The sequence below is a fragment of the Amycolatopsis sp. NPDC049868 genome, assembly GCF_044461365.1.
Lineage (GTDB): Bacteria > Actinomycetota > Actinomycetes > Mycobacteriales > Pseudonocardiaceae > Amycolatopsis.
Map to the genome: position 1 here is coordinate 1,152,280 of NZ_JBITKV010000001.1, position 19,301 is coordinate 1,171,580.

General features: G+C 69.5%; 19 protein-coding genes. 12 read left to right on the forward strand and 7 right to left on the reverse strand.

The features are described 5' to 3' along the window. Window positions 1–159 precede the first annotated feature (159 nt). The 3 genes from ACIBTM_RS05540 to ACIBTM_RS05550 all read left to right on the forward strand — a co-directional run bounded on the left by ACIBTM_RS05540 (window position 160) and on the right by ACIBTM_RS05550 (window position 4,176). Entirely contained in the window at window positions 160–2,337 is a 2,178-nt protein-coding gene (locus tag ACIBTM_RS05540) for an ATP-binding protein (protein WP_395875338.1), read from the forward strand. Between the two features lie 164 nt (window positions 2,338–2,501). Then, a complete protein-coding gene (locus ACIBTM_RS05545) occupies window positions 2,502–2,903 on the forward strand; it encodes an STAS domain-containing protein (protein ID WP_395875339.1) in 402 nt (133 codons plus the stop codon). A 22-nt stretch (window positions 2,904–2,925) separates the two neighbouring features. Then, a complete protein-coding gene (locus ACIBTM_RS05550; RefSeq protein ID WP_395875340.1) occupies window positions 2,926–4,176 on the forward strand; it encodes a PucR family transcriptional regulator in 1,251 nt (416 codons plus the stop codon). A 4-nt stretch (window positions 4,177–4,180) separates the two neighbouring features. On the opposite strand, the gene ACIBTM_RS05555 is transcribed toward ACIBTM_RS05550, so the two are convergent. Further along, a complete protein-coding gene (locus ACIBTM_RS05555) occupies window positions 4,181–4,528 on the reverse strand; it encodes an STAS domain-containing protein (RefSeq protein WP_395875341.1) in 348 nt (115 codons plus the stop codon). A 148-nt stretch (window positions 4,529–4,676) separates the two neighbouring features. Between ACIBTM_RS05555 and ACIBTM_RS05560 the strand changes: the two genes are divergently transcribed. Further along, window positions 4,677–5,615, forward strand: coding sequence for a universal stress protein (locus ACIBTM_RS05560; RefSeq protein ID WP_395875342.1), 939 nt, complete (start codon window positions 4,677–4,679; stop codon window positions 5,613–5,615). A gap of 10 nt (window positions 5,616–5,625) precedes the next feature. Here ACIBTM_RS05560 and ACIBTM_RS05565 read toward each other — a convergent pair whose 3' ends face one another. After that, entirely contained in the window at window positions 5,626–5,985 is a 360-nt protein-coding gene (locus tag ACIBTM_RS05565) for a hypothetical protein (RefSeq protein ID WP_395875343.1), read from the reverse strand. A gap of 71 nt (window positions 5,986–6,056) precedes the next feature. Between ACIBTM_RS05565 and ACIBTM_RS05570 the strand changes: the two genes are divergently transcribed. Beyond that, a complete protein-coding gene (locus tag ACIBTM_RS05570) occupies window positions 6,057–7,139 on the forward strand; it encodes a glutamate--cysteine ligase (protein ID WP_395875344.1) in 1,083 nt (360 codons plus the stop codon). A gap of 318 nt (window positions 7,140–7,457) precedes the next feature. On the opposite strand, the gene ACIBTM_RS05575 is transcribed toward ACIBTM_RS05570, so the two are convergent. Genes ACIBTM_RS05575 through ACIBTM_RS05585 form a run of 3 tightly spaced genes read right to left on the reverse strand, consistent with a single transcriptional unit; the run spans window position 7,458 to window position 11,694 of the window. Beyond that, window positions 7,458–8,381: an alpha/beta hydrolase gene (locus ACIBTM_RS05575; RefSeq protein ID WP_395875345.1), complete on the reverse strand. Its 924-nt coding sequence runs from the start codon at window positions 8,379–8,381 to the stop codon at window positions 7,458–7,460. Continuing rightward, window positions 8,368–10,392 (reverse strand): CocE/NonD family hydrolase, encoded by a 2,025-nt coding sequence (locus ACIBTM_RS05580; protein ID WP_395875346.1) that lies wholly within the window; start codon window positions 10,390–10,392, stop codon window positions 8,368–8,370. Before ACIBTM_RS05580 ends, ACIBTM_RS05575 begins: the two co-directional genes overlap by 14 nt. A 3-nt stretch (window positions 10,393–10,395) precedes the next feature. Further along, a complete protein-coding gene (locus ACIBTM_RS05585) occupies window positions 10,396–11,694 on the reverse strand; it encodes an acetyl-CoA carboxylase biotin carboxylase subunit family protein (RefSeq protein WP_395875347.1) in 1,299 nt (432 codons plus the stop codon). Between the two features lie 83 nt (window positions 11,695–11,777). Between ACIBTM_RS05585 and ACIBTM_RS05590 the strand changes: the two genes are divergently transcribed. From ACIBTM_RS05590 to ACIBTM_RS05600, 3 genes are read left to right on the forward strand one after another with little or no spacing between them, the layout of a single operon-like run. Beyond that, window positions 11,778–13,292 carry an FAD-dependent oxidoreductase gene (locus ACIBTM_RS05590; protein WP_395875348.1) on the forward strand — a complete coding sequence of 505 codons (1,515 nt, stop codon included), beginning with the start codon at window positions 11,778–11,780 and terminating at the stop codon, window positions 13,290–13,292. Then, window positions 13,292–14,389 carry a glutamate--cysteine ligase gene (locus tag ACIBTM_RS05595; RefSeq protein ID WP_395875349.1) on the forward strand — a complete coding sequence of 366 codons (1,098 nt, stop codon included), beginning with the start codon at window positions 13,292–13,294 and terminating at the stop codon, window positions 14,387–14,389. Before ACIBTM_RS05590 ends, ACIBTM_RS05595 begins: the two co-directional genes overlap by 1 nt. An 18-nt stretch (window positions 14,390–14,407) precedes the next feature. Further along, window positions 14,408–15,418: an iron-containing redox enzyme family protein gene (locus ACIBTM_RS05600; RefSeq protein ID WP_395875350.1), complete on the forward strand. Its 1,011-nt coding sequence runs from the start codon at window positions 14,408–14,410 to the stop codon at window positions 15,416–15,418. On the opposite strand, the gene ACIBTM_RS05605 is transcribed toward ACIBTM_RS05600, so the two are convergent. Both ACIBTM_RS05605 and ACIBTM_RS05610 read right to left on the reverse strand, forming a co-directional pair. After that, complete coding sequence (locus tag ACIBTM_RS05605; protein ID WP_395875351.1) at window positions 15,386–15,601, reverse strand: CDGSH iron-sulfur domain-containing protein; 216 nt, start codon at window positions 15,599–15,601, stop codon at window positions 15,386–15,388. The two genes, ACIBTM_RS05600 and ACIBTM_RS05605, sit on opposite strands and share 33 nt — an antisense overlap. After that, window positions 15,585–16,277 (reverse strand): methyltransferase, encoded by a 693-nt coding sequence (locus tag ACIBTM_RS05610; protein WP_395875352.1) that lies wholly within the window; start codon window positions 16,275–16,277, stop codon window positions 15,585–15,587. Before ACIBTM_RS05610 ends, ACIBTM_RS05605 begins: the two co-directional genes overlap by 17 nt. Window positions 16,278–16,408: 131 nt before the next feature. On the opposite strand from ACIBTM_RS05610, the gene ACIBTM_RS05615 reads away from it, so the two are divergent. The 4 genes from ACIBTM_RS05615 (at window position 16,409) to ACIBTM_RS05630 (ending at window position 19,298) form a co-directional block, all read left to right on the forward strand. Then, complete coding sequence (locus ACIBTM_RS05615) at window positions 16,409–16,546, forward strand: hypothetical protein (RefSeq protein ID WP_395875353.1); 138 nt, start codon at window positions 16,409–16,411, stop codon at window positions 16,544–16,546. 79 nt (window positions 16,547–16,625) lie between these two features. Beyond that, window positions 16,626–17,057 (forward strand): DUF4383 domain-containing protein, encoded by a 432-nt coding sequence (locus ACIBTM_RS05620; protein WP_395875354.1) that lies wholly within the window; start codon window positions 16,626–16,628, stop codon window positions 17,055–17,057. Between the two features lie 28 nt (window positions 17,058–17,085). Then, window positions 17,086–18,051 (forward strand): glycosyltransferase, encoded by a 966-nt coding sequence (locus ACIBTM_RS05625; RefSeq protein WP_395875355.1) that lies wholly within the window; start codon window positions 17,086–17,088, stop codon window positions 18,049–18,051. A 29-nt stretch (window positions 18,052–18,080) separates the two neighbouring features. Next, the gene (locus tag ACIBTM_RS05630; protein ID WP_395875356.1) at window positions 18,081–19,298 is read left to right on the forward strand and encodes a glycosyltransferase; all 1,218 of its coding nucleotides are present in this window, start codon (window positions 18,081–18,083) and stop codon (window positions 19,296–19,298) included. The last annotated feature ends 3 nt before the right edge of the window (window positions 19,299–19,301 follow it).

Sequence of the window (19,301 nt, forward strand, 5' to 3'; positions counted from 1 at the left end):
CTGATCCTGGCCCTGCTCGGCTTCGTGTTCGGCTGAGGACACGGCATGAAACACGCACACCTCCGCCGGCCGGGTCCGCGGATCCGGCCGGCGGACGGAAGCCACTGCCGGAACATCGTCCGCACGGCCATACTGATCCTCCGACGAGGATGGGTGCCGATGAACGAGAGAGCCACGTTCGGAGCGGAGTTACGCCGCCGCCGCAAAGCGGCAGGCCTTTCGCTCACCGAACTCGCCGCTCGCACTCACTACAGCAAGGGTTACCTCAGCAAAGTCGAGACCGGGCTTTCCGCGCCGAACCCGGCACTCGCCGCGTTGTGCGAAACAGAACTCGGCGCGGAAGGCGAACTGAAACCGCTGCTGCCCGGCGAACCCGTGCGGCGCAGGACACGGCCGGACGTGAGGCCGTCCGGTTTGCCACCGGCGACCTCCTCCTTCACCGGCCGGACGGCCGAACTGCGGGCGATCCGCACGGCGCTCGAAGCCGACGGTGGTGTCTGCGTCGTGTCCGGCATGGGCGGTGTCGGCAAGACGGAACTCGCGGTGCGGTGCGCGTATCGGCTGGAATCGGGGTTCGCCGACGGCTGCCTGTTCATCGACTTGCGCGATGAAGCCGGTGAAGCCGCCGCCGTACACGACAGGTTGCTTCGCGTGCTCGGTGTCCCGGCGGACGTCATCCCGGCCGAACCGGCCGATCGCGCGGCGCTGTACCGGTCCCGGCTTCGCGGCCGCAGTCTGCTGCTGGTGCTCGACAACGCGGTCAGTGCGGCGCAGGTACGCCCGTTGCTTCCCGCCGAACCGAAATGCCGCGTGCTGATCACGTCCAGGTCCAGGCTGAGCGCGCTCGACGACGCCACGCACGTCTCCTTGGACATGCTCCCGCTCGACGCGGCGGTGGACCTCTTCACCACGGTCACCGGCGTTCCCTCCGGCCCCGCCGTCACCAGGGTGGTCCGGCGATGCGGCAGGCTCCCCCTCGCGATCCGGATCGCCGCGGCGCGGCTCCGGGCGCATTCCGCTTGGGACGTCGGGGAACTCGATCGGCGCCTGGCGGACGAAACGGCCCGCCTCGGTGAACTGGACGACGGCGAACGCTCGCTCGCCGCCGCATTCCGGCTGTCCGTTCAGCAGTTGAGCGCCGCCGAGTCACGACTTTTCGGCCTGCTGACCGTCCACCCTGGAACCGACGTCGACGTCCATACCGCGAGCGCGTTGAGCGCGCTTCCGTTCCGTGAGGCCGATCGGCTGCTGGATCGTTTGCACGAAGCCCATCTGCTCACCCAACCGGAACCCGACCGATACGGATTCCATGACCTGTTGCGCGCGTTCGCCACCGAATTCGTGCTCACCGAGGCGGAGGACGGGATGAAGGCCTTCAGCAGGCTCGCCGATTTCGCGGTCCGGACCGCCGCGCGGGCCGACCGGGAACTCACGCCGCACCGCTACGTCCCGGAGATCGTCTTCGGCCCGGGTGTCCCGGAACCGGCCAGACTGGACGACAGCGAGATGGCGATGTCCTGGTTTCGCACCGAATGGCCCGGCCTGGTGGCCCTGTGCAGGACGGCGCGCGACCGCGGCGAACACGAGAGATGCTGGCAGCTCGCCTTCTTCCTGCGCGATTTCTTCTTCGTGGCCAAACTCTGGGATCCGTGGCTGGAGACCCATCGGTGGGCGCGTTCGTCCGCCGAAGCGATCGGGGACACGTGGGCGCTGGCCACCACCACCGCCAACCTCGGGGTCGCGCACGTCGATCGCGGCGACCTGGACGAAGCTTCGGCGCACTACGGCGAAGCGCTCGCACTGTTCCGGCGGATCGGTGACGGGCACGGGGAGACCACCACTCTCGCGCACAACGGCTGGGCCGAGCACTATCGGGGCGACCACGACGACGCCTTGCGGGATCTCCGGCAGGCGCACGCGTTCTACGTCCGTGACGGCAATCGCCGCAACGCCGCGATCACCGACCGCGGGATCGCACTGGTGCTGACCGCGCTGGGGCGGTCCGCCGACGCCGCCGCGATCGCCACCCGGACGTTGGCCGTCTTCGACGAACTGGGGCTGGATCTCGACGCCGCCATGGCGCTCAATTGCCTGGGCTGGGCCTGGTACCACGCGGAGCGCCACGACCTGGCCGCCTCGGCCTACCGGGCCGCCGCAGGCCGGGCGGAGGCCTGCGGAAGCCGGTACGAAACCGCGCGCGCCTACACCGGCCTCGGCAATGTCGCGGCCGCTGAAGGCGCCGCTGAGCTGGCCGCCGACCTGTGGGATCAAGCCGACGAGATCCATCGCGGTCTGGATCAGGTCATGGTCGGCGAAGCCCGGGTGCGGAGGGCATGACGGCCGGCGTCGGCGATGCCCATGCATCGCTCATCCGGCGTAACCGGCCGCAAGGCTGCTACGGTTGGCCAGTCGCGGTTCAGACACCAGCCGCCGGGTCCCCTCTTCCGGGTCCGGCATGTCTCTGGGCAGCAGCCGGCCCCCCGTACCGGCAAGGAGTCAATTTGACCGACTACCGCGCTCCCGCTTCCGATCCGCCCCAGTCCACCCGGAGATTCGTGTCCCCCCTCGACATCTCGATCACGGCTTCCGCCACCGACACGGTGGTCACCGTATCCGGCGAAATCGATCTCAGCGTCTCCGACGACCTGCGGAAGGCGCTGGACGAGGAGCTTCGGTTCAAGCCGGCGGCGCTGATCGCCGACCTGTCCGCGGTCACCTTCTGTGATTCGTCCGGCTTCACCGCGTTCGTGCGGATCCGCGCGAACGCCGAAGAAGCGGGCGTTCCGTTCGTCCTGGTCACCCAGGAGCGGGCCCTGCTGCGACCGATGTCGCTGCTCGGCCTCGACGCGGTCCTCACCGTGCACCCGACCCTCGATTCGGCACGGGACGTGCTCACGCGCTGACCAGCTGTCATGATGAGCGGTTGTGACGGGTGACAAGGATCCAGGCTTCCGTATCGGCGGCCGTCCACTGGCGGAACGGCTGACCGAAGTCCTGCCGTCCCTCGCGAAGACGGTGCTCGCCGAGATCGTGCTCCGGATCCCGGAGTACGGCCTGCTGCCCGCCGAGGAGCTCAGCGGCGACATCACGCACGTGATCGAGCAGAACCTGCGTTCCTTCATCGACACTCTGCGCACCGGGGCCACGCCGACGCGGCGAGAGCTCGACTTCCTCCGCGAATCGGCGGCCCGGCGCGCGGAGGAGGGCATCCCGATCGACATCGTGCTCACCGCGTACCACATCGGCATCCAGGTGGTCTGGGCGTCGCTGACGCCGGACGCGCGACCGGACGAGGTCGCCGACGTCCTGGCCGTCAACGCGCTGACCCTGCGTTATCTGGAGGTGGTCACGCCCGCGGTCGGCGCCGGCTATCTCGACGAACGCCGCACGATGTTCGACGACGAGCGTTCGGCGCGGCACACGGTGCTCTCCGCCCTGCTCGACGGCGACCCGGCGGAAGTCGCGGCGGGGCAGGCAGGCCTGCGGCTGCCGCCCTGCTACATCGTCCTCGCGGCGGCGGTCGGGGCGCATCCGGACGAGGAGGTCGACGGGGTCGACCCGCTGGTCGCCGGGCGCCGGAAGCTCCGGCGGCTGCGGGTCGAACTGGAGCGTCAGATCCGGGGCACCGTCCTGACTTCGCTTACGCCGGACGGTGGTCTCGCCTTGCTACCGCACGAAACCGCGGCCGAGGAACTGTCCACACAGGACTGGGAGCGACTGGAACGGGTCCTCGCCGACGTCGCCCGTACGGCGGGCGCCGAGGTCATCGCCGGGACCGCCGCGGCCGAGCCGTCCGGCGTGCCCGCCGCGGCGAGGCTCGCGCAGGACGTGCTCGCGGTCGCCATCGGATCGGGGCGGCCTCCCGGGCTGTACCGGCTCGACGACGTCCTGCTCGAATACCAGCTTTCGCGCCCGGGCCCGGCACTCGACCGGCTGGCCACCCGGCTGACCCCGCTGGACGGTAACGAGGAACTCCTGCAGACGCTGGAGACCTTCCTCGATCGGGGAGGGCGCCGTCAGACCGCCGCGGCGTTGCACGTCCACCCCAACACCGTCGACTACCGGCTGCGCCGGATCGCCGATCTCACCGGCCTGGATCCCACCCGGCTCGAACATATCGCCCTGCTGAACGCGGCCCTTGCGGCTCGGGCCGCGACACGCCCCAAGCCCTTGTGACACGTCACAGCACGTGGAGGGTTCCGCTCTCGCAAAGACCGAGCAGGCGGCAGGCAGAACGGCATTCACCCGCGAAGATGAACAAGTCCGTCCCGGTTTCGTCGGCGAGCAACTGCGCGCGTTCGAGCGCCCGGATGCCCGTCACCCCGAAGAACTCGAGCTCGGAGAGGTTGACGATCACCGTGGTGCCGCTGCCGTGGAGCCGCTGATCGAGCATCTCCCACAGGCGCGGCGCGGTTCCGAGGTCGACCGCCCCGTTCATCTTGACGACGGTGGTCCCCCTGGTCGGCCTGCTCACGTGCAGCCGCAGACGTCCCCGTGGTTCTTCGAGCGCCCGCCGTTCGGAGGACACTGAGAAGGCGCGCTTCTTGTCAAGCGCGCGGGGCGTCGACAGGAAAGTCATAGGTGAGAGGTACCCAGCCATCCGGTCCGGCGAAACCGGCCGTCCGCTTGAAGACCGCGGAAAGCGGGTACCACCAGCAGGTCGGAGGTGATGTCCCATGTCCGCTGCACAGACCGGCCGCGGGCCGGTGGTGATCGGTTTCGACGGATCGCCCGAAGCCCGGCGTGCCGTCCGCTGGGCGGTCGCCGAGGCGAAGACCCGCGACCTCGGCGTGGTCCTCGCGTACTGCACCCGCGACCGGCTTCCCCCACCCGGATCGGACCCGGTCGCGACACCGCTGAACGAGGCGGTCCCTCAGGCCGCCGACGAAGCCGCGGAAGTGGAACCCGCCCAGCGGCAGCTCGCCTCGATGGCCGAAGCACTGAAACGCTCCGACCCGGACCTCGACGTCCGCACGGTCGTCCGCGGAGGCATTCCGGAGCAGGTCCTGACCTCGGTCGCCGACGAGGAGGACGCGGCGATGATCGTGCTGGGCGAGTCGCACACGGGGCTGTTCACCAGGGCCGTCCTCGGCTCGACGGAATCCGGCGTGACCAAGACCGCCGGACGTCCCGTCGTGGTCGTGCGCGGGGACGAGCCACCCCTGGGCGGGCCGGTGATCCTCGGTACCGACGGCTCGGCGCAGAGCGCGCAGGCGGCCGGTTTCGCGTTCGACTTCGCCGCTCGGCACGGGCTCACCGTGCACGCGGTCCACGTCGCGCGGATGCCGCTCTGGGGTCCCGCGAGCGAACCACTGCTCGGTGGGCCGGTGCTGGACCCGGCACCAGGCATTCCCCAGGAGGTCGCCGACGAACTCGTCGCCCGGCAGCTCGAGCCGTGGCGGGAGCGCTATCCGGACGTCATCGTGGAGACGGTGCACGGGGTGGGGCCCGCCGCGCAGGCCTTGACCGTGCAATCCAGCGAGGCCGCGTTGCTCGTGCTCGGCCGGAGCGATCACGGCGATCTCCGGCGTCTCCTGCTGGGCTCGGTCAGCGACGACGCGCTGCACCACGCGCATTGCCCGGTGGCGGTGGTCCGTGCTCAGCCGGTCGGCTGAACACGGTGTGTCACAAAGAAGCGAGTTCTCCCAGCGTGCGCCGCGAAACGCGCAGTTCCGCGGCCAGCAGGAGACCACCGGTGCGGGCCTGGGCGAGCGAGTAACCGACGTCGGCGACCTTGTCCCAGGCCTCACCCGTCGTGTCACCCGCCCCGATCTGGCCGTCCAGCAGGCTTTCTTCGAGCTGCGCCTGCAGGCCGGGCAGGACCTGGGTGAGGTCGTCGGCGAGCTGCTGCAACGCCCCGATGGTCCGGCACAGGTCGGCGGCCGTGGCCGGTTCACCGGCCCGCAGCCTGCTGTACAGGTGGCGTACGACTGAGCCGGCCTGTGCGGCCAGCAGATACGGCGGCTCCTCCGACTTCGTGTTCATTGCCCTGAGATACCCCGTGCTCGACCTGCGAAAACAAGTTTGTGCCGAGCAGGCCGCGGGTATCAGCGGTTGTGAACAACGCCGTACTCACCTTCGGGATCGAGGAAGAGTTCTTCGTGGTGGACCGGGCCGGTCACCTTTCCCCGGCGGGCGACGCCGTCGTGGACGCCACGGACGAGGAAGAGGGCGAACTCCAGCACGAACTCACCCGCTCCCAGGCCGAATCGGCCACCGGTATCTGCACGACCCGCGACGAGGCCGAGCGGCAGCTGACGATTATGCGGGCCGACCTGGCGGGAGCCGCCGCACGGCGGGGTTGCCGCCTGTTGCCCAGCGGCAGCGCACCGCTCGCGGAAACGGCTTTGCCCGCCATCACCCCGAATCCGCGCTACGAGCGGATGTCCGAACATTTCGGGGCGACCGCGCGGACGTCGCACACCTGCGGCTGCCACGTCCACATCGCCGTCCCCGACCGGGAAACCGGTATCAGGGTGATCGACCACGTGCGGCCCTTCCTGCCCGCGCTGCTGACCGTGACCGCCAATTCCGCGATCTGCGACGGCTACGACACCGGCTACGCCAGCTGGCGTTACCAGCAATGGAACCGCTGGCCCTCGGCGGGCGCGCCGCCGCTGTTCGGCTCGCTGGACCACTACGAGAGCGTCGTCGACGCCTGGCTCCGGGCGGGCGCCATCCTCGATCGCGCGATGGTCTATTGGGACGTAAGGCTTTCCGAGAAACAACCGACGGTGGAGTTCCGGCTCGGCGACGTCGCGGCCACCGTCGGCGAAGCGGTGCTTTACGGGGTGTTGATCCGAGGCCTGGTCGGCACGATCCTCGCCTCGGAGGAAGACCCCTCGAAGCTGTCCAACGAGGTTCTGCGGGCGCAGATCTGGCGCGCGTCACGGGAGGGTCTCTCCGGCCGCTGTCCGCATTTCCGGACCGGCGATCTCGCCCCGGCGAGCGAGGTGCTCGACGACGTCGTCGCGTTCGCCGCCGGCGCGCTGGCGGAAACCGGTGATCTCGATTTCGTCCGCGACGGCTGCGCCAGGCTGGCCGCCGAGGGCGGCGGGGCGGACCGGCAACGGGCGCGATTCGAGAAGCGGGGTGTCGCGGAGGACGTGGTGGACCTCCTCGCGGTCCGCCCGAGCTGACCCACCCGTGCTTGAAGACCGAACTCGCGTGCTGGAAAGCGGAACTCGCGTGCTTGGAGCCGTATCTCGCGAGTTCCGGCTCCAAGCACGCGTGTTCGGTCTTCAAGCACGCGTGTTCGGTCTTCAAAGCACGGCCGTGTTCCGGCGGGCGGCGCAAACGGACCCCAATCTTGTGCCGCGCCCGAAGGTGGACGCGGTGACCGGCGCGCCGGCGTCCCTGCTCCGCCGGGGCTGCCCACGCCGGTCCACCTCACGGACGGTGGACGTACAACCTCGCTTCGCCGTCCGTTGCCTTCCGGTTACCCACTCGTCACGCGGCTACACCGATTTCACGAGCGATCTGTCCACGAGATGCGCGATCTCCTCCAGCGCCAGCCTGGCTTCCGGGATCGAGGCCAGCATCCACGCGTGGATCATGCCCTCGTATTCGTGATAGCCCAACTGCACTCCTTGTTCGGTGCACAGCGTGCGGAGGCGCCGGGCGTCGGCGAGGAGGACATCCTTGGTCCCGATGTAGACGGTCAGCGCCCCGAGCCCGGAAAGGTCGCCGAACAGCGGGCTCAGCCTGGGATCCGTGCGGGGCAACCGTCCACTGTAGAGCCTCGCCGCCTCGTTCAGCCCGGTGAGCGCGAGGTAGGGATCACGCCGGTCCAGCACGGGCTGCGCCGGGTGGCTCATCGTCAGATCCAGCCACGGCGACAGCAGGACGGTCTCCTTCGGCACTGGCCTGCCTTCGTCCCGCAACGCCTTGGTGAGCACCAGCGCGATCCCCGCGCCGGCGGAATCCCCCATCACGATCCGGTCCTCCGGGGCGACATCCGCGGCGAACTCGTCGTAGGCGCGGCGGACGAACGCGGTGGTCTCCGGGCATTGATGCGCCGGGGCCAGCGGGTAGATCGGCACGGTGACCGCGCATCCGGTGCGGTCGATCAGCCGTCCGAAGAACCGCCAGTGGTCGTGCTGGATTTGGTGCACGTAAGCACCGCCGTGGAAGTACAGCACATGCTTGCCGACCCCGCCGCGGCGCGGGCGGATCGTGTAGCAAGGCCGTCCGTCCACTTCGGACCTCGTGACGTCGAACCGGCGCCGGATCGAGCGGATCGGCCCTCGGTCCCCCTTCGCCTGACTGCTTTCGATGCTCCGGCGGAACCGGTCGAGCTCGGCGTAGGTGCGCTTCCGGTCGGTGAGGCGCAGCCACGCGAGCAGCGACCTCGCCGTGAGACTCGTCTTAGACCTGATCACGGGGAACCGTCCGATGCCAGTTGCGGGAGAACGTCCTTCGCTCGCCCTCGAAAGCGTCGAGTTGCGCGTCGATCACGAACTCGGTGGGAGTGCACGAAACCCGGGTCCGGGTCTCGGACCTCGCGGACCAGTCCCCGCGGGCGAACGTCATCGACCACGCCGTCTCCGCCACCGGGGAGCAGAAGTCGTCGGCCACCCACGAGTACCGCTCGAACACGTTCCTCGTGACGTCGAGGTCGATGTCCTCGAAGCGCACCTTGCCCTCGTTCTTCACGATGTCGAGCGCGGAGCGGTAGTCGATCAGGTCGCGGGAGACGGTCCAGCGCTGCTCGCCTGGTTCGACCTGGGTCGCCGGAAGTGGTTCCGTGCCTTCGGGTTCACCGAACGGCCGCGCCGGGACCTCGTCCGCTTCCGCCATCGGCCGCACCGGCAGCGTGAGCATGCTCTGTCCGGTGTGGACGGTCACCCTCGCCGGTTCCGGCGGCGGCCACGCGAGCGGCCAGTACGACGACGAGATCGACAGCCGGATCCGGTGCCCGGCGGGAAAAGCCTGCGCGACGGCGTTCAGCTCGACGCGCACCCGGTATCGCCTGCCCGGTTCGAGCGGCTCCGGGTCGTCGTGCCCGTCCCGGTGGGTCAGGTTCAGTAGACCGTAGGTCACTCGCGTGGCCCTGCCGTCCGGCGCGACATCGGACAGCCGGACGGCGACCTGCGCCACCGGTTCGTCCGCCGAGACCTCCAGGTCCACCACCGGCGAGCCGAGGATCTCGCACGGCTCGGCGAGTTCGTCGGTGTCGAAGACGAGCGAGCCGCCGTCCTCCTCCCGCTGGTCGTACGGCAGATCGGGCGGAGCGCTGTAGGAGGCCCATTTGCCCGCGAACTGGCCGACCGAAAGCGGTGATTCCACCGGCAGGTCCTCCGCCGGGACCTCTTCACCGGGCCGTGCGATCCGGTGCCGGGCGAGCCGATGCCCGGACGGGCGCACATGCGGCGACGGCCACGACGGCTCCCCCACCCAGCGGCCGGGGCGGTCCTCGTACGAGGTCGACGGCGGCACGCTGTCCTGCATCCAGGTCTGCAGCATCGGCCCGTCCATGACGCCGTTTTCGGCGTCCTTCAGCCAGTGGTCCCACCAGCGGACCAGTTCCTGCAGATACCCGATGGCGGGCCCTGGCCGTCCGAGATGCGGGTACTTGTGGGACCACGGCCCGATCAGCCCGCGCCGCGGCACGTCGAGATTGGCCAGCAGCCGCGAGACCGCGTTCGAGTACCCGTCCGCCCAGCCACTGGAGGCGAGGACCGGCACCTGGACGTCGCTGTAGTTCTCGCAGACCGACGCGTGCCGCCAGTACTCGTCGCGTCGCTGGTGGCTCAGCCATTCGCCCACCCAGAGACCGCAGTTCTCCAGCCGTTCGTGCCACAGGTCGCGCCAGCGCTCCCCCGCCAGCGCGGGGTCGGGCGGCAACGTGGCGTAGGCGAACATCGTGGAGGCTTCGGCGACGTTGTCCGACAGCAGGCAGCCGCCCATGTAGTGCATGTCGTCGGCGTACCTGTCGTCGGTGAACGACGAGATCGCGATCGCGGTCAGGCTCGGCGGTTTGCGCGCCGCCACCTGCAGGGCGGCGAACCCGCCCCAGGAGATGCCCATCATGCCGGTCCGGCCGGAACACCATGGCTGCGCGGCGATCCATTCGAGGACGTCCTCGGCGTCGAGTTGCTCCCGTTCGAGGTATTCGTCGGCGAGGATCCCCTCCGACTCCCCCGAACCGCGGATGTCGACGCGGACGCAGGCGTAGCCGTGCCCCGCGAGGTACGGATGGTGCACCGAGTCCCGCACCGAGGTCAGGTCGCGGTGCCGGTACGGGATGTACTCCAAGATCGCCGGGACCGGCTCGCCGTCCGAAGCGACCGGCCGCCAGATCCGGGCCGACAAGCGCACGCCGTCGGAAACCGGGATCCAGACATGGTCCTCTTCGGTGATCTCGTACGGCAGCGAAGCCACCGTCCGCATGGGCTATCCCTCCTCGAAGTCGAACCGCAGCGCCTCGACGCACCGGCGGTACTTGCTCTCCATCTCCCGTTCGGTCTGCGCCGCGACGAAGAGGTGCGCGAGTTCGTAGCTGTAGCTGTCCTGTTCGGGCAGATCGGACAGCCGGATCCCCTTCTCGGCCACCGGTTCGATCTTCACGCCGGGGATCTCCGCCTCCAGGTCGGCGATCTCGGCGCGGGTGGGCACCCGGGTGACCAGCCCGTCGCGGAACCGGCGGTGGTACCACTTGCCCGCGATCCGGTAGTCGCCCCGGTTCCGGCGCGCTCCGGGATCCTGGCCGAGACCCAGCCGGACCATGATCTGGTGGTTCGCCACCCCGTCGACGTACTCGAACAGCTCCGCGTGGGACTGCGAATGCCGCGGGTTGATCTCCAGCAGGCAGGCCTGCCCGGATTCGGGATGACAGAAGAACTCGATGCTGAACGTCGCGTTGTCGAAGCCGATCTGCTCCATCACACGGACGGAGATCTCCTTCATCCGCTCGACGGCGTCCTCGGGCAGCTGCGACGGGTACTGATGCCGCAGGAAGGACGTCGAATCGGGGTAGTTGATCGAATCGAGCACACCGTAGACCGTGACGTGTCCTTTGTAGACATATCCTTCGGTCGCGGCCTGCACCCCGTTGAGCTCTCCTTCGGCGAGGCACGCGGCTCCACCGGCGTTCGCCACCTCCGCGGGGAGGTCGACCGTGGCGAGGACGCGTTCGAAGGGTTTGCCGACCCGGTCGACCCCCGCCCGGATCTCGGCGACCGCCTTGTCGAACTCGTCGTCGTCGGCGACGTGGAAGGCCAGCTCCGAAGAAAACGACTTCACCGGCTTGAGCCACATGGGGTAGCCGACACCCTCGGGCGGGCGGGGGTCGTCCTGGTCCAGATCGACGATGCCGAACGACGGTACCTCGTCGATCACCTTCGCCTGTTCGAGGCGGCTCCAGTACTTGTGCTCGCATTTCAGCACCGCCTCCAGGGAAACTCCCGGGAGACCGTACTTCTCGCACAGCATCGCCACCATCGTCGAGGATGGGAAGTCCCAGTAGCTGACGATCGCGTCGATCGGTTCGGAAAAGGCGTCCAGATACGCCTCCGCCTTCTTCACGAGTTCGACGATCGGGATCTCGCCGTGCTGGAGCTCGTCCGGTGAGAGCAAGGCATGGAAGCGGTACCGGTCGGCACCGGGGGTTCGTCTCAGCACTTCGTCGTTGGCGTCGTCGAGACCGATGACGAAGATGTTCTTTTCCCCTGGAGGCCTGGAGGATATGGTCATAGGCCAGTGCTACCCGCTCGGGTGGGCCGGAAAACCAGGACGGCCGTGGTTTGCCCGCCCCGCCCCGAGGGAAACCGGCTCTCATGACGGAGTTGCCCGGAACGCGTTCATTGTGGCTCGACACGGCGCCCGCTCCCGATCGCACCGGCACGCCATTGCCGCCGAACGTCGACGTCGCCGTCCTCGGCGGCGGTATCGCCGGGCTCACCACGGCGTACCGGCTGGCGAGGGCCGGGCGCTCGGTCCTGGTGCTGGAGGCCGGCCGTCTCGCGGCGGGGGTCTCCGGCCACACCACCGCGAAGATCAGCACCCAGCACGGGCTCAAGTACGCCACGCTGGCCAAGACCAAGGGCACCGAAGCCGCCGCGATGTACGCGTACACGCAGGCCGCCGCCCTGGACTGGATCGCGGCGGCCGCGGCCGAACTCGGCATCGACTGCGGATTCACCCGCGCCGACGGCTTCGTCTACACGACCAGGCCCGAAACCGTCGAAAGCCTCGAACGAGAGGCGGAAGCGGCCGCGGAGGCGGGTCTTCCGGCCTCCTACGTCACCGAGGTCGACCTCGACGTGCCCGCCCTCGGCGCGGTCAAATTCGCGTCGCAGGCGCATTTCCACCCGCGCCGCTGGCTGCTCACGCTGGCCGGCGAGATCGAACGCGCGGGCGGGACGATCGTCGAGGGTGTCCGCGCGGAAGGTCTCGACGAACTCGGCGGGACCAAGGTGCGCACCAGTTCGGGTGACGTGCGCGCCGAGGAGGTCGTGGTGGCGACCCACTACCCCGTGTTCGACCGCGGCCTGTTCTTCGCCCGGCTCGATCCGGTCCGCGATCTGGTGGTCGCCGGGCCGGTCGCGGGAAATCACCCGCCCGAGGGGATGTACCTGGACGCCGACACCCACCACTCCGTGCGGAGCTACCTCAACGACGGCGTCCCGTACGCGGTCGTGGGCGGCGAGCACTACCGGGTCGGTGACTCCGTCGACGTCGAGAGCCGATACGAACGGCTGGCCACCTGGGCGAGCGAGCACGCCGGTCTGCACCGGATCACCCACCGGTGGTCCGCGCACGATCTATCCACTTTGGACTCCGTACCGTACGTCGGGCGTTATCACCCGGCGAGCCGTCACGTCTGGGTCGCGACCGGCTTCGGCCAGTGGGGCATGACCGGCGGCACCGCGGCCGGGCTACTGCTCGCGGATCTGCTGACCGGACGCGACAACCCGTCGGCGGGCCTGTACGACCCGAACCGTTTCGACCTCCGGTCGGCGATCTCGACCGTGGAGAACAACGCCACCGTGGCGAAATTCCTGGTGGGCGATCATCTCAGCGCGTTGCGCAAACCGGCTTCCCTGGACGAACTCACGCCCGGCGAGGCGAAGGTGACCCGTGACGGCGGCGAACTCGTCGCCGCCTACCGCGATCCGGGCGGTGAACTGCACGCCGTCGGCGCCCACTGCACCCATCTCGGCTGTCTCGTCGCGTTCAACAACGCGGAGAAGACGTGGGATTGCCCTTGCCACGGTTCGAGGTTCGGGCTGGACGGGTCGGTGATCCAGGGACCGGCCGTGCGAGCGCTGCCCGAGAAGCGGGAGCGGTGATGACCGGTATCGGCATCGAAGAGGAGTTCCTGCTGGTCGATCCCAGGACCGGGGTGAGCTGCCCCCGGGCCGAAGCCGTGCTCGAACGGCACCGGATCTGCTGTCCGCTGCCGGACGGCGCGGCGGTCCACCGGGAGCTGCGGCCGACCCAGATCGAGGCCGCCACCGGCGTCTGCGACACCGCCGACGAGCTGTACGAGCAACTGACCGCGGGTCGCCGCACACTCGCCGAAGCGGCCGCGGGCGAGGATTGCGCCATCATCGCCGCCGGCACTCCCCCGCGCCGATCGCCCGATCGCGACTACGACGCCGTCGACCGCTTCGGCAAGGTCGACGCGCTGTACGCCGGTGTGGTCAAGGCTTACGAGGCCTGCGGATGCCACGTGCACGTCGGCGTGCCCGATCGGGAGACCGCGGTCGCTGTGGTGAACCATCTGGGTGAATGGCTGCCCACGTTGCTGGCGTTGTCGGGTAATTCGCCCTTCGAGGGCGGCCGCGACACCGGCTACGAGAGCTGGCGCATGGTGGAGCAGAGCCGTTTCCCCGGCTCGGGTATCGCCCCGTACTTCGTGGACGCCGCCGCTTACGAGGAACAGGTCGGGAAGCTGGTGGACTGCGGGGTCCTGGTTGACGAGAACCAGACCTTCTGGCTCGCGAGGCCGTCCGCGCGGTGGCCGACCGTCGAGGTCCGCGCCGCCGACACCGCGTCCACAGTGGACGAAGCCGTCCTGCAGGGACTGCTGACCCGTGCGCTGGTGCGCACCGCTCTCACCGAACTGGACCACGGGGTGGAGGCCGCGCCGCTGGATCCGCAGATCGCCGCCGCGGCCGTGTGGTCCGCCGCGCGTCACGGGCTTTCGGGGCAGGCCGTCGACCCGGTCGCGGGAAAGCCGGTCCCGGTGGGCGACCGGGTCGCCGCGCTGCTGGCACATACCGCACGAGCGCTGGAGGACACGGGAGACGCGGACCTCGTCCGCACCCTTCTCGGCCGTCTGGAACGGGAGGGCACCGGCGCCGAACGGCAGCGGCGGGCCGCCGCCGACGGAGAGATCGCGGTGTTGCGGATGCTGACCGAAGAGACGGTTCCGCACGCCTAGATCGGGTACTCACGCGGCATGACGACGATCGACCATGACGTGGCCGCGAGGCTGCCCGAGATCCGTGGCCCGCTTTCGGCCGCGGTGGTGGACACCCTGGCGGGTGGCCGCCGGGATGATTTCGATCCCGAAGTGGCGACCGGCGCCGATCCCTTCGGTGAAGACCTTCAGCTGGCGCTGCACGTCTGCTACGAACTCCACTACCAGGGCTTCGACGGTGTCGACTCGGAGTGGGAGTGGGATGCCCGCCTGCTCGCCTTCCGGTCCGTTCTGGAGCACGTGTTCCTCGACGGCATCCGCGCCGCCGTGCCCGGCGGGGACGACGTCGGCGGGCTGCTGGACGAGTTGCTCGTCGAACCGGTCGAAGGCGGCGGCGTTTCCCATTTCCTCCGTGACGAGGGCGAATGGTGGCACGTCGAGGAATACTTCGCGCATCGGTCGATCTACCACCTCAAGGAGGCCGATCCCCACGCGTGGGTGATCCCTCGGCTGCGGGGCAGGGCCAAGGCCGCGCTGGTCGCCGTGGAGTTCGACGAGTTCGGCGGCGGGCGGGCCGATCAGGCGCACTCCCGGCTGTTCGGGGATCTGCTGACCGCGGCCGGCCTGTCGGACGGCTACCTCGCCTACGTCGATCACGTCCCCGCGTGCATGCTCGCGACGGTGAACATGATGTCGCTGTTCGGCCTGCACCGGGGCCTGCGCGGGGCGCTCGTCGGGCATTTCGCCGCCGCCGAGATCACCACCGCGCCCGCCGCCAGGCGCCTGGACCAGGCGTTGGAACGCCTTGGTGCGGCACCGGAATGCCGCTACTTCTATACCGAGCACATCGAGGCCGACGCGGTACACGAGCAGGTGCTGCGGCACGACGTCGTCGGCGATCTGCTCGACCGGGAACCGGAACTGGCGGCGGACGTCGCACTGGGCATCCAGGCCACCGACCTGCTGGAAACCCGGCTGACCGAGCATCTGCTCGGCGCTTGGCGGGCCGGGGAGAGTTCACTGATCAGGCCGCTGCATCCCTTGCCGTGACCGGCGGCGGTGGCTGGTGTCGCAGAACGGGTGGCGTTTGCTGCGGCGGCACGTGCAGAGGGCGACCACGAAACGATCCGAGGTCACCGTCTCGCCGTCGTCGGTGACGACCTCGACCGGCCCCTCCACCAGGAGGGGCCCGCCGGGTTCGAGCCGGACCCTGGTCCTACGGCCGGTCGGCACGGATCACCACCAGTTCCTCATCGCACTGGCCGGCCTCGATCAGGCCCGCCGCTTCGAGAAAGGCCGCCCTTGCCCGCATGACGGGTCCGAAGGGGATCGATCGGATGGCGACCACCGACGGCGTCAATCCCGCCGCCCGCAACTGCGCCAACGACGTGCCGGGGCCGGAGACCACGGAGTGGACCATCATCAGGTACCCGCCCGGCGCCACCAACGTGGCCGCCTGGGCACAGACCTGATCGAGCACGATCCGGCCGTCCGGTCCGGCGTCCCACGCCCGCGCGGCCCCGGTGGCGGGCACCGGCGAGGGTACGTACGGCGGGTTCGCCAGCACGACGTCGAACGGTCCACCGCGAGCCGCTTCGGCCAGGCCGCCACGAAGCGGCCGGACCGGAAGGCCACGCAGCCGCGAATTCACCCACACCGCGGCCAGCGCTCGCCGCGAGACGTCCACGGCGGTCACCGATCTCGCGCCGTGCGCCGCGGCCGTCAGCGCGAGGGCGCCGGTGCCGGTGCAGAGGTCGAGGACTCTCGCTCCGCGGGACATTCCCGAAGCGCTCAACGCGCTCGCCAGCAACCAGGTGTCGTGTTGCGGACGGTAGACCCCCGGCGGCCGCAGCAGCCATGGCCGCGCCGGGACGAGTGGAATCGTTGCCGCCTGGGAGATCGCGGTCATTTTCCCTCCGGTTCGCCGTAGTTGCTCCCGGCTACCCCGGCCGTGCGGCGCCAAACGTCCACAGTGGTCCGCGCCGGGTTAGGGCGGGAGAAAACGGGTAACCGCAGGGAAAGCGAGCGAAGGAGAGTCTCATGGACACCGGCCCCGTCAAGGGCGATTCCACCGACGGCGAGAAACTGGACGAGGAAGACCGCGAAGAGACCCGAGGTGAGCAGGGCACGTCGTCCGGCGACCCTCACGACGACACCGACCCGCAGTCCGGCGATTGAGGCGTGTCGCGGGACGCACCCGTTTCACAACGGCTCCATGGGGTACCCGAGGAGCTCGCGGCGAAACGGAGGCTTTCCGATGAACCTACGTACGACTGGCTTCCTTCTGCGACCGGTGGTGCTGGTCATCGCGCTGGTCCATCTCGTGCTGGGTGTGCTCGGCTTCTTCTTCCTCCCCGAGGCGAACGAGGTCGGCGAAAACACGCTCTGGATCTTCAGCGCGACAGGCATGCTCGACGTCATCCGCACCGTGATCGGCGTCCTCGGTCTGGTCGCGGTGGTCAAACCGTCCGCGATCCCGGCCTACAGCTGGCTGGTTTTCGTCGCGTTCACGGGTTTGACCGCATTCGGCGTCCTCTCGGCGGGAACCGATTCCGGCGGTGACGCGGTCAACCTCAACTGGGCCGACAACGTCCTCCACGCGGCGACCGCCTTCATGGCACTCGTGGTGGGCGTCACCGCCACTCGCGTTTCCCAGCGGAAGCAAAGCAAGACAACGGAAAACGTTTAGTCCGTCCACAACGGGCAACCTGGCGGGTATGACGAAAACGGCCCCACTCCGGATTCTCCTGTGGCACGTGCACGGTTCGTGGACCGAATCCTTCGTCCGAGGCGGACATCGGTGTTACCTGCCGGTGCTCGCCGAAGGTGGGCCGTGGGGCCGAGGACTCAGTGGCCGTGACTGGCCGTCCGCCCACGAGGTCCCGGTAGACGATCTGGAGGATCTCGACGTCGACGCCGTGATCCTCCAGCGGCCCGAGGAGATCCACCTGGCCGCGCGGTGGCTGCGCCGCCGCCCCGGCAAGGAGGTGCCCGCCGTCTACGTCGAGCACAACACGCCCCGGGAGCACGCGGCCACCTCCCGGCACCCGCTGGCCGATCGTGACGACATCCCGCTGGTCCACGTGACCCATTTCAACGAATTGATGTGGGACTCCGGCCTCGCGCCCACGGTGGTCGTCCCGCACGGGATCCCCGATCCCGGCGAGCGGTACACCGGGGAACTGCCCCACGGCGCGGCCATGATCAACGAACCCGCGCGGCGCGGCCGGATCACCGGAACCGATCTGCTCCCCGCCTTCGCCGAGATCGCGCCGGTCGACGTGTACGGGATCGGCGCCGGAGAACTCGACGGCCGTCACCCCGCGGTCTGTCCCGCGGGCGACCTGCGGAGCCGGGAGCTGCACGCCGAAGTGGCCAGGAGACGCGTCTACCTGCACACCGCGCGGTGGACGTCGCTGGGGCTTTCGCTGCTCGAAGCGATGCATCTGGGCATGCCGGTCGTGGCACTGGCGACCACCGAAGCGGTACTCGCGGTCCCGCCGGACGCCGGCGCCGTCTCGACGGACATCAAGACGCTGGCGAAGGCGTACCGCGAACTCGTCCACGAACCCGATTTCGCCGTGCTGGCAGGGAAAGCCGCGCGGGAGTTCGCGGTGAGCCACTACGGGCTCGACGCGTTCCTCACGCGCTGGGACGCCCTGCTGGCCGAAGTGACCGCTTGATTCCGCCGGAGGCGGAGGGAGGGAGCCCGATGAGGATCGCGATGGTTTCCGAGCACGCGAGCCCGCTCGCCGCCATGGGCGGAGCGGACGCCGGGGGTCAGAATGTCCACGTCGCAGCGCTTTCCGCGGCGCTGAGCAGGCAGGGACACGACGTCACCGTCTACACGCGTCGCGACAACCGCCGTGTCCCCGCGACCGTCGGGACACCGGACGGCTACCGCGTCGTCCACGTTCCGGCGGGACCGGCGAAAAAGCTTCCGAAGGACGAGCTGCTGCCGCATATGGGCGAGTTCGGCCGGGTGCTGCGGTCCCGCTGGGCCAAGGACCGGCCGGACGTCGTCCACGCGCATTTCTGGATGTCCGGCCTGGCGTCGATTCTCGCGGCGAAGGATCTCGGCATCCCGGTGGCCCAGACCTTTCACGCGCTGGGCGTGGTGAAACGCCGCTATCAGGGCAAGGCCGACACGAGCCCGCCCGAGCGGATCCGGCTGGAGCGGATGATCGCCAAACAGGCGGGCCGCGTGATCGCGACGTGCTCGGACGAGGTCTTCGAACTCGTCCGGATGGGGCTGCCGCGTTCACGTGCTTCCGTCGTCCCTTGTGGAGTCGACCTGACCACGTTCACCCCGGATGGCGAGGTCGCCCGCCGGACGGCTCGGCGCCGGATCGTCAGCGTCGGCAGGCTGGTCCCGCGCAAGGGTTTCGACCTCGCCATCGCCGCGCTGCCTTCGCTCCCGGACACGGAACTGGTCATCGTGGGAGGCCCGGACCAGGGGCCGCTCGCCAAGGCGCCGGAGGTCCGGCGGTTGCGGGCGATCGCCGACCGGGCCGGCGTCGGTGACCGCGTACACCTGCCCGGGCTCGTGTCGCGCGAACAGATGCCCGCCCTCCTGCGCTCCGCCGACGCGGTGGTCTGCACCCCTTGGTACGAGCCGTTCGGCATCGTGCCGCTGGAGGCGATGGCCTGTGGCGTCCCGGTCGTGGCGACCGCTGTCGGCGGGCTGATCGACACCGTCGTCGACGGGGTCACCGGGATGCTGGTCCCTCCGCGCAACCCCGCGGAGCTGGCGGCCGCGCTGCGACGCCTCCTCGGTGACGCTTCGTCGCGTGAGTCGTTCGGGCTGGCCGGGGCCGACCGGGTGCGGGCCCGGTATTCCTGGGACAGGGTCGCTTCGGATTGCTTGCGCGCTTATGGGCGCGTTCTGACCGGGAAGACGGAAGTGGCGGCCGCCGTTTCACCTTCCTGAGGT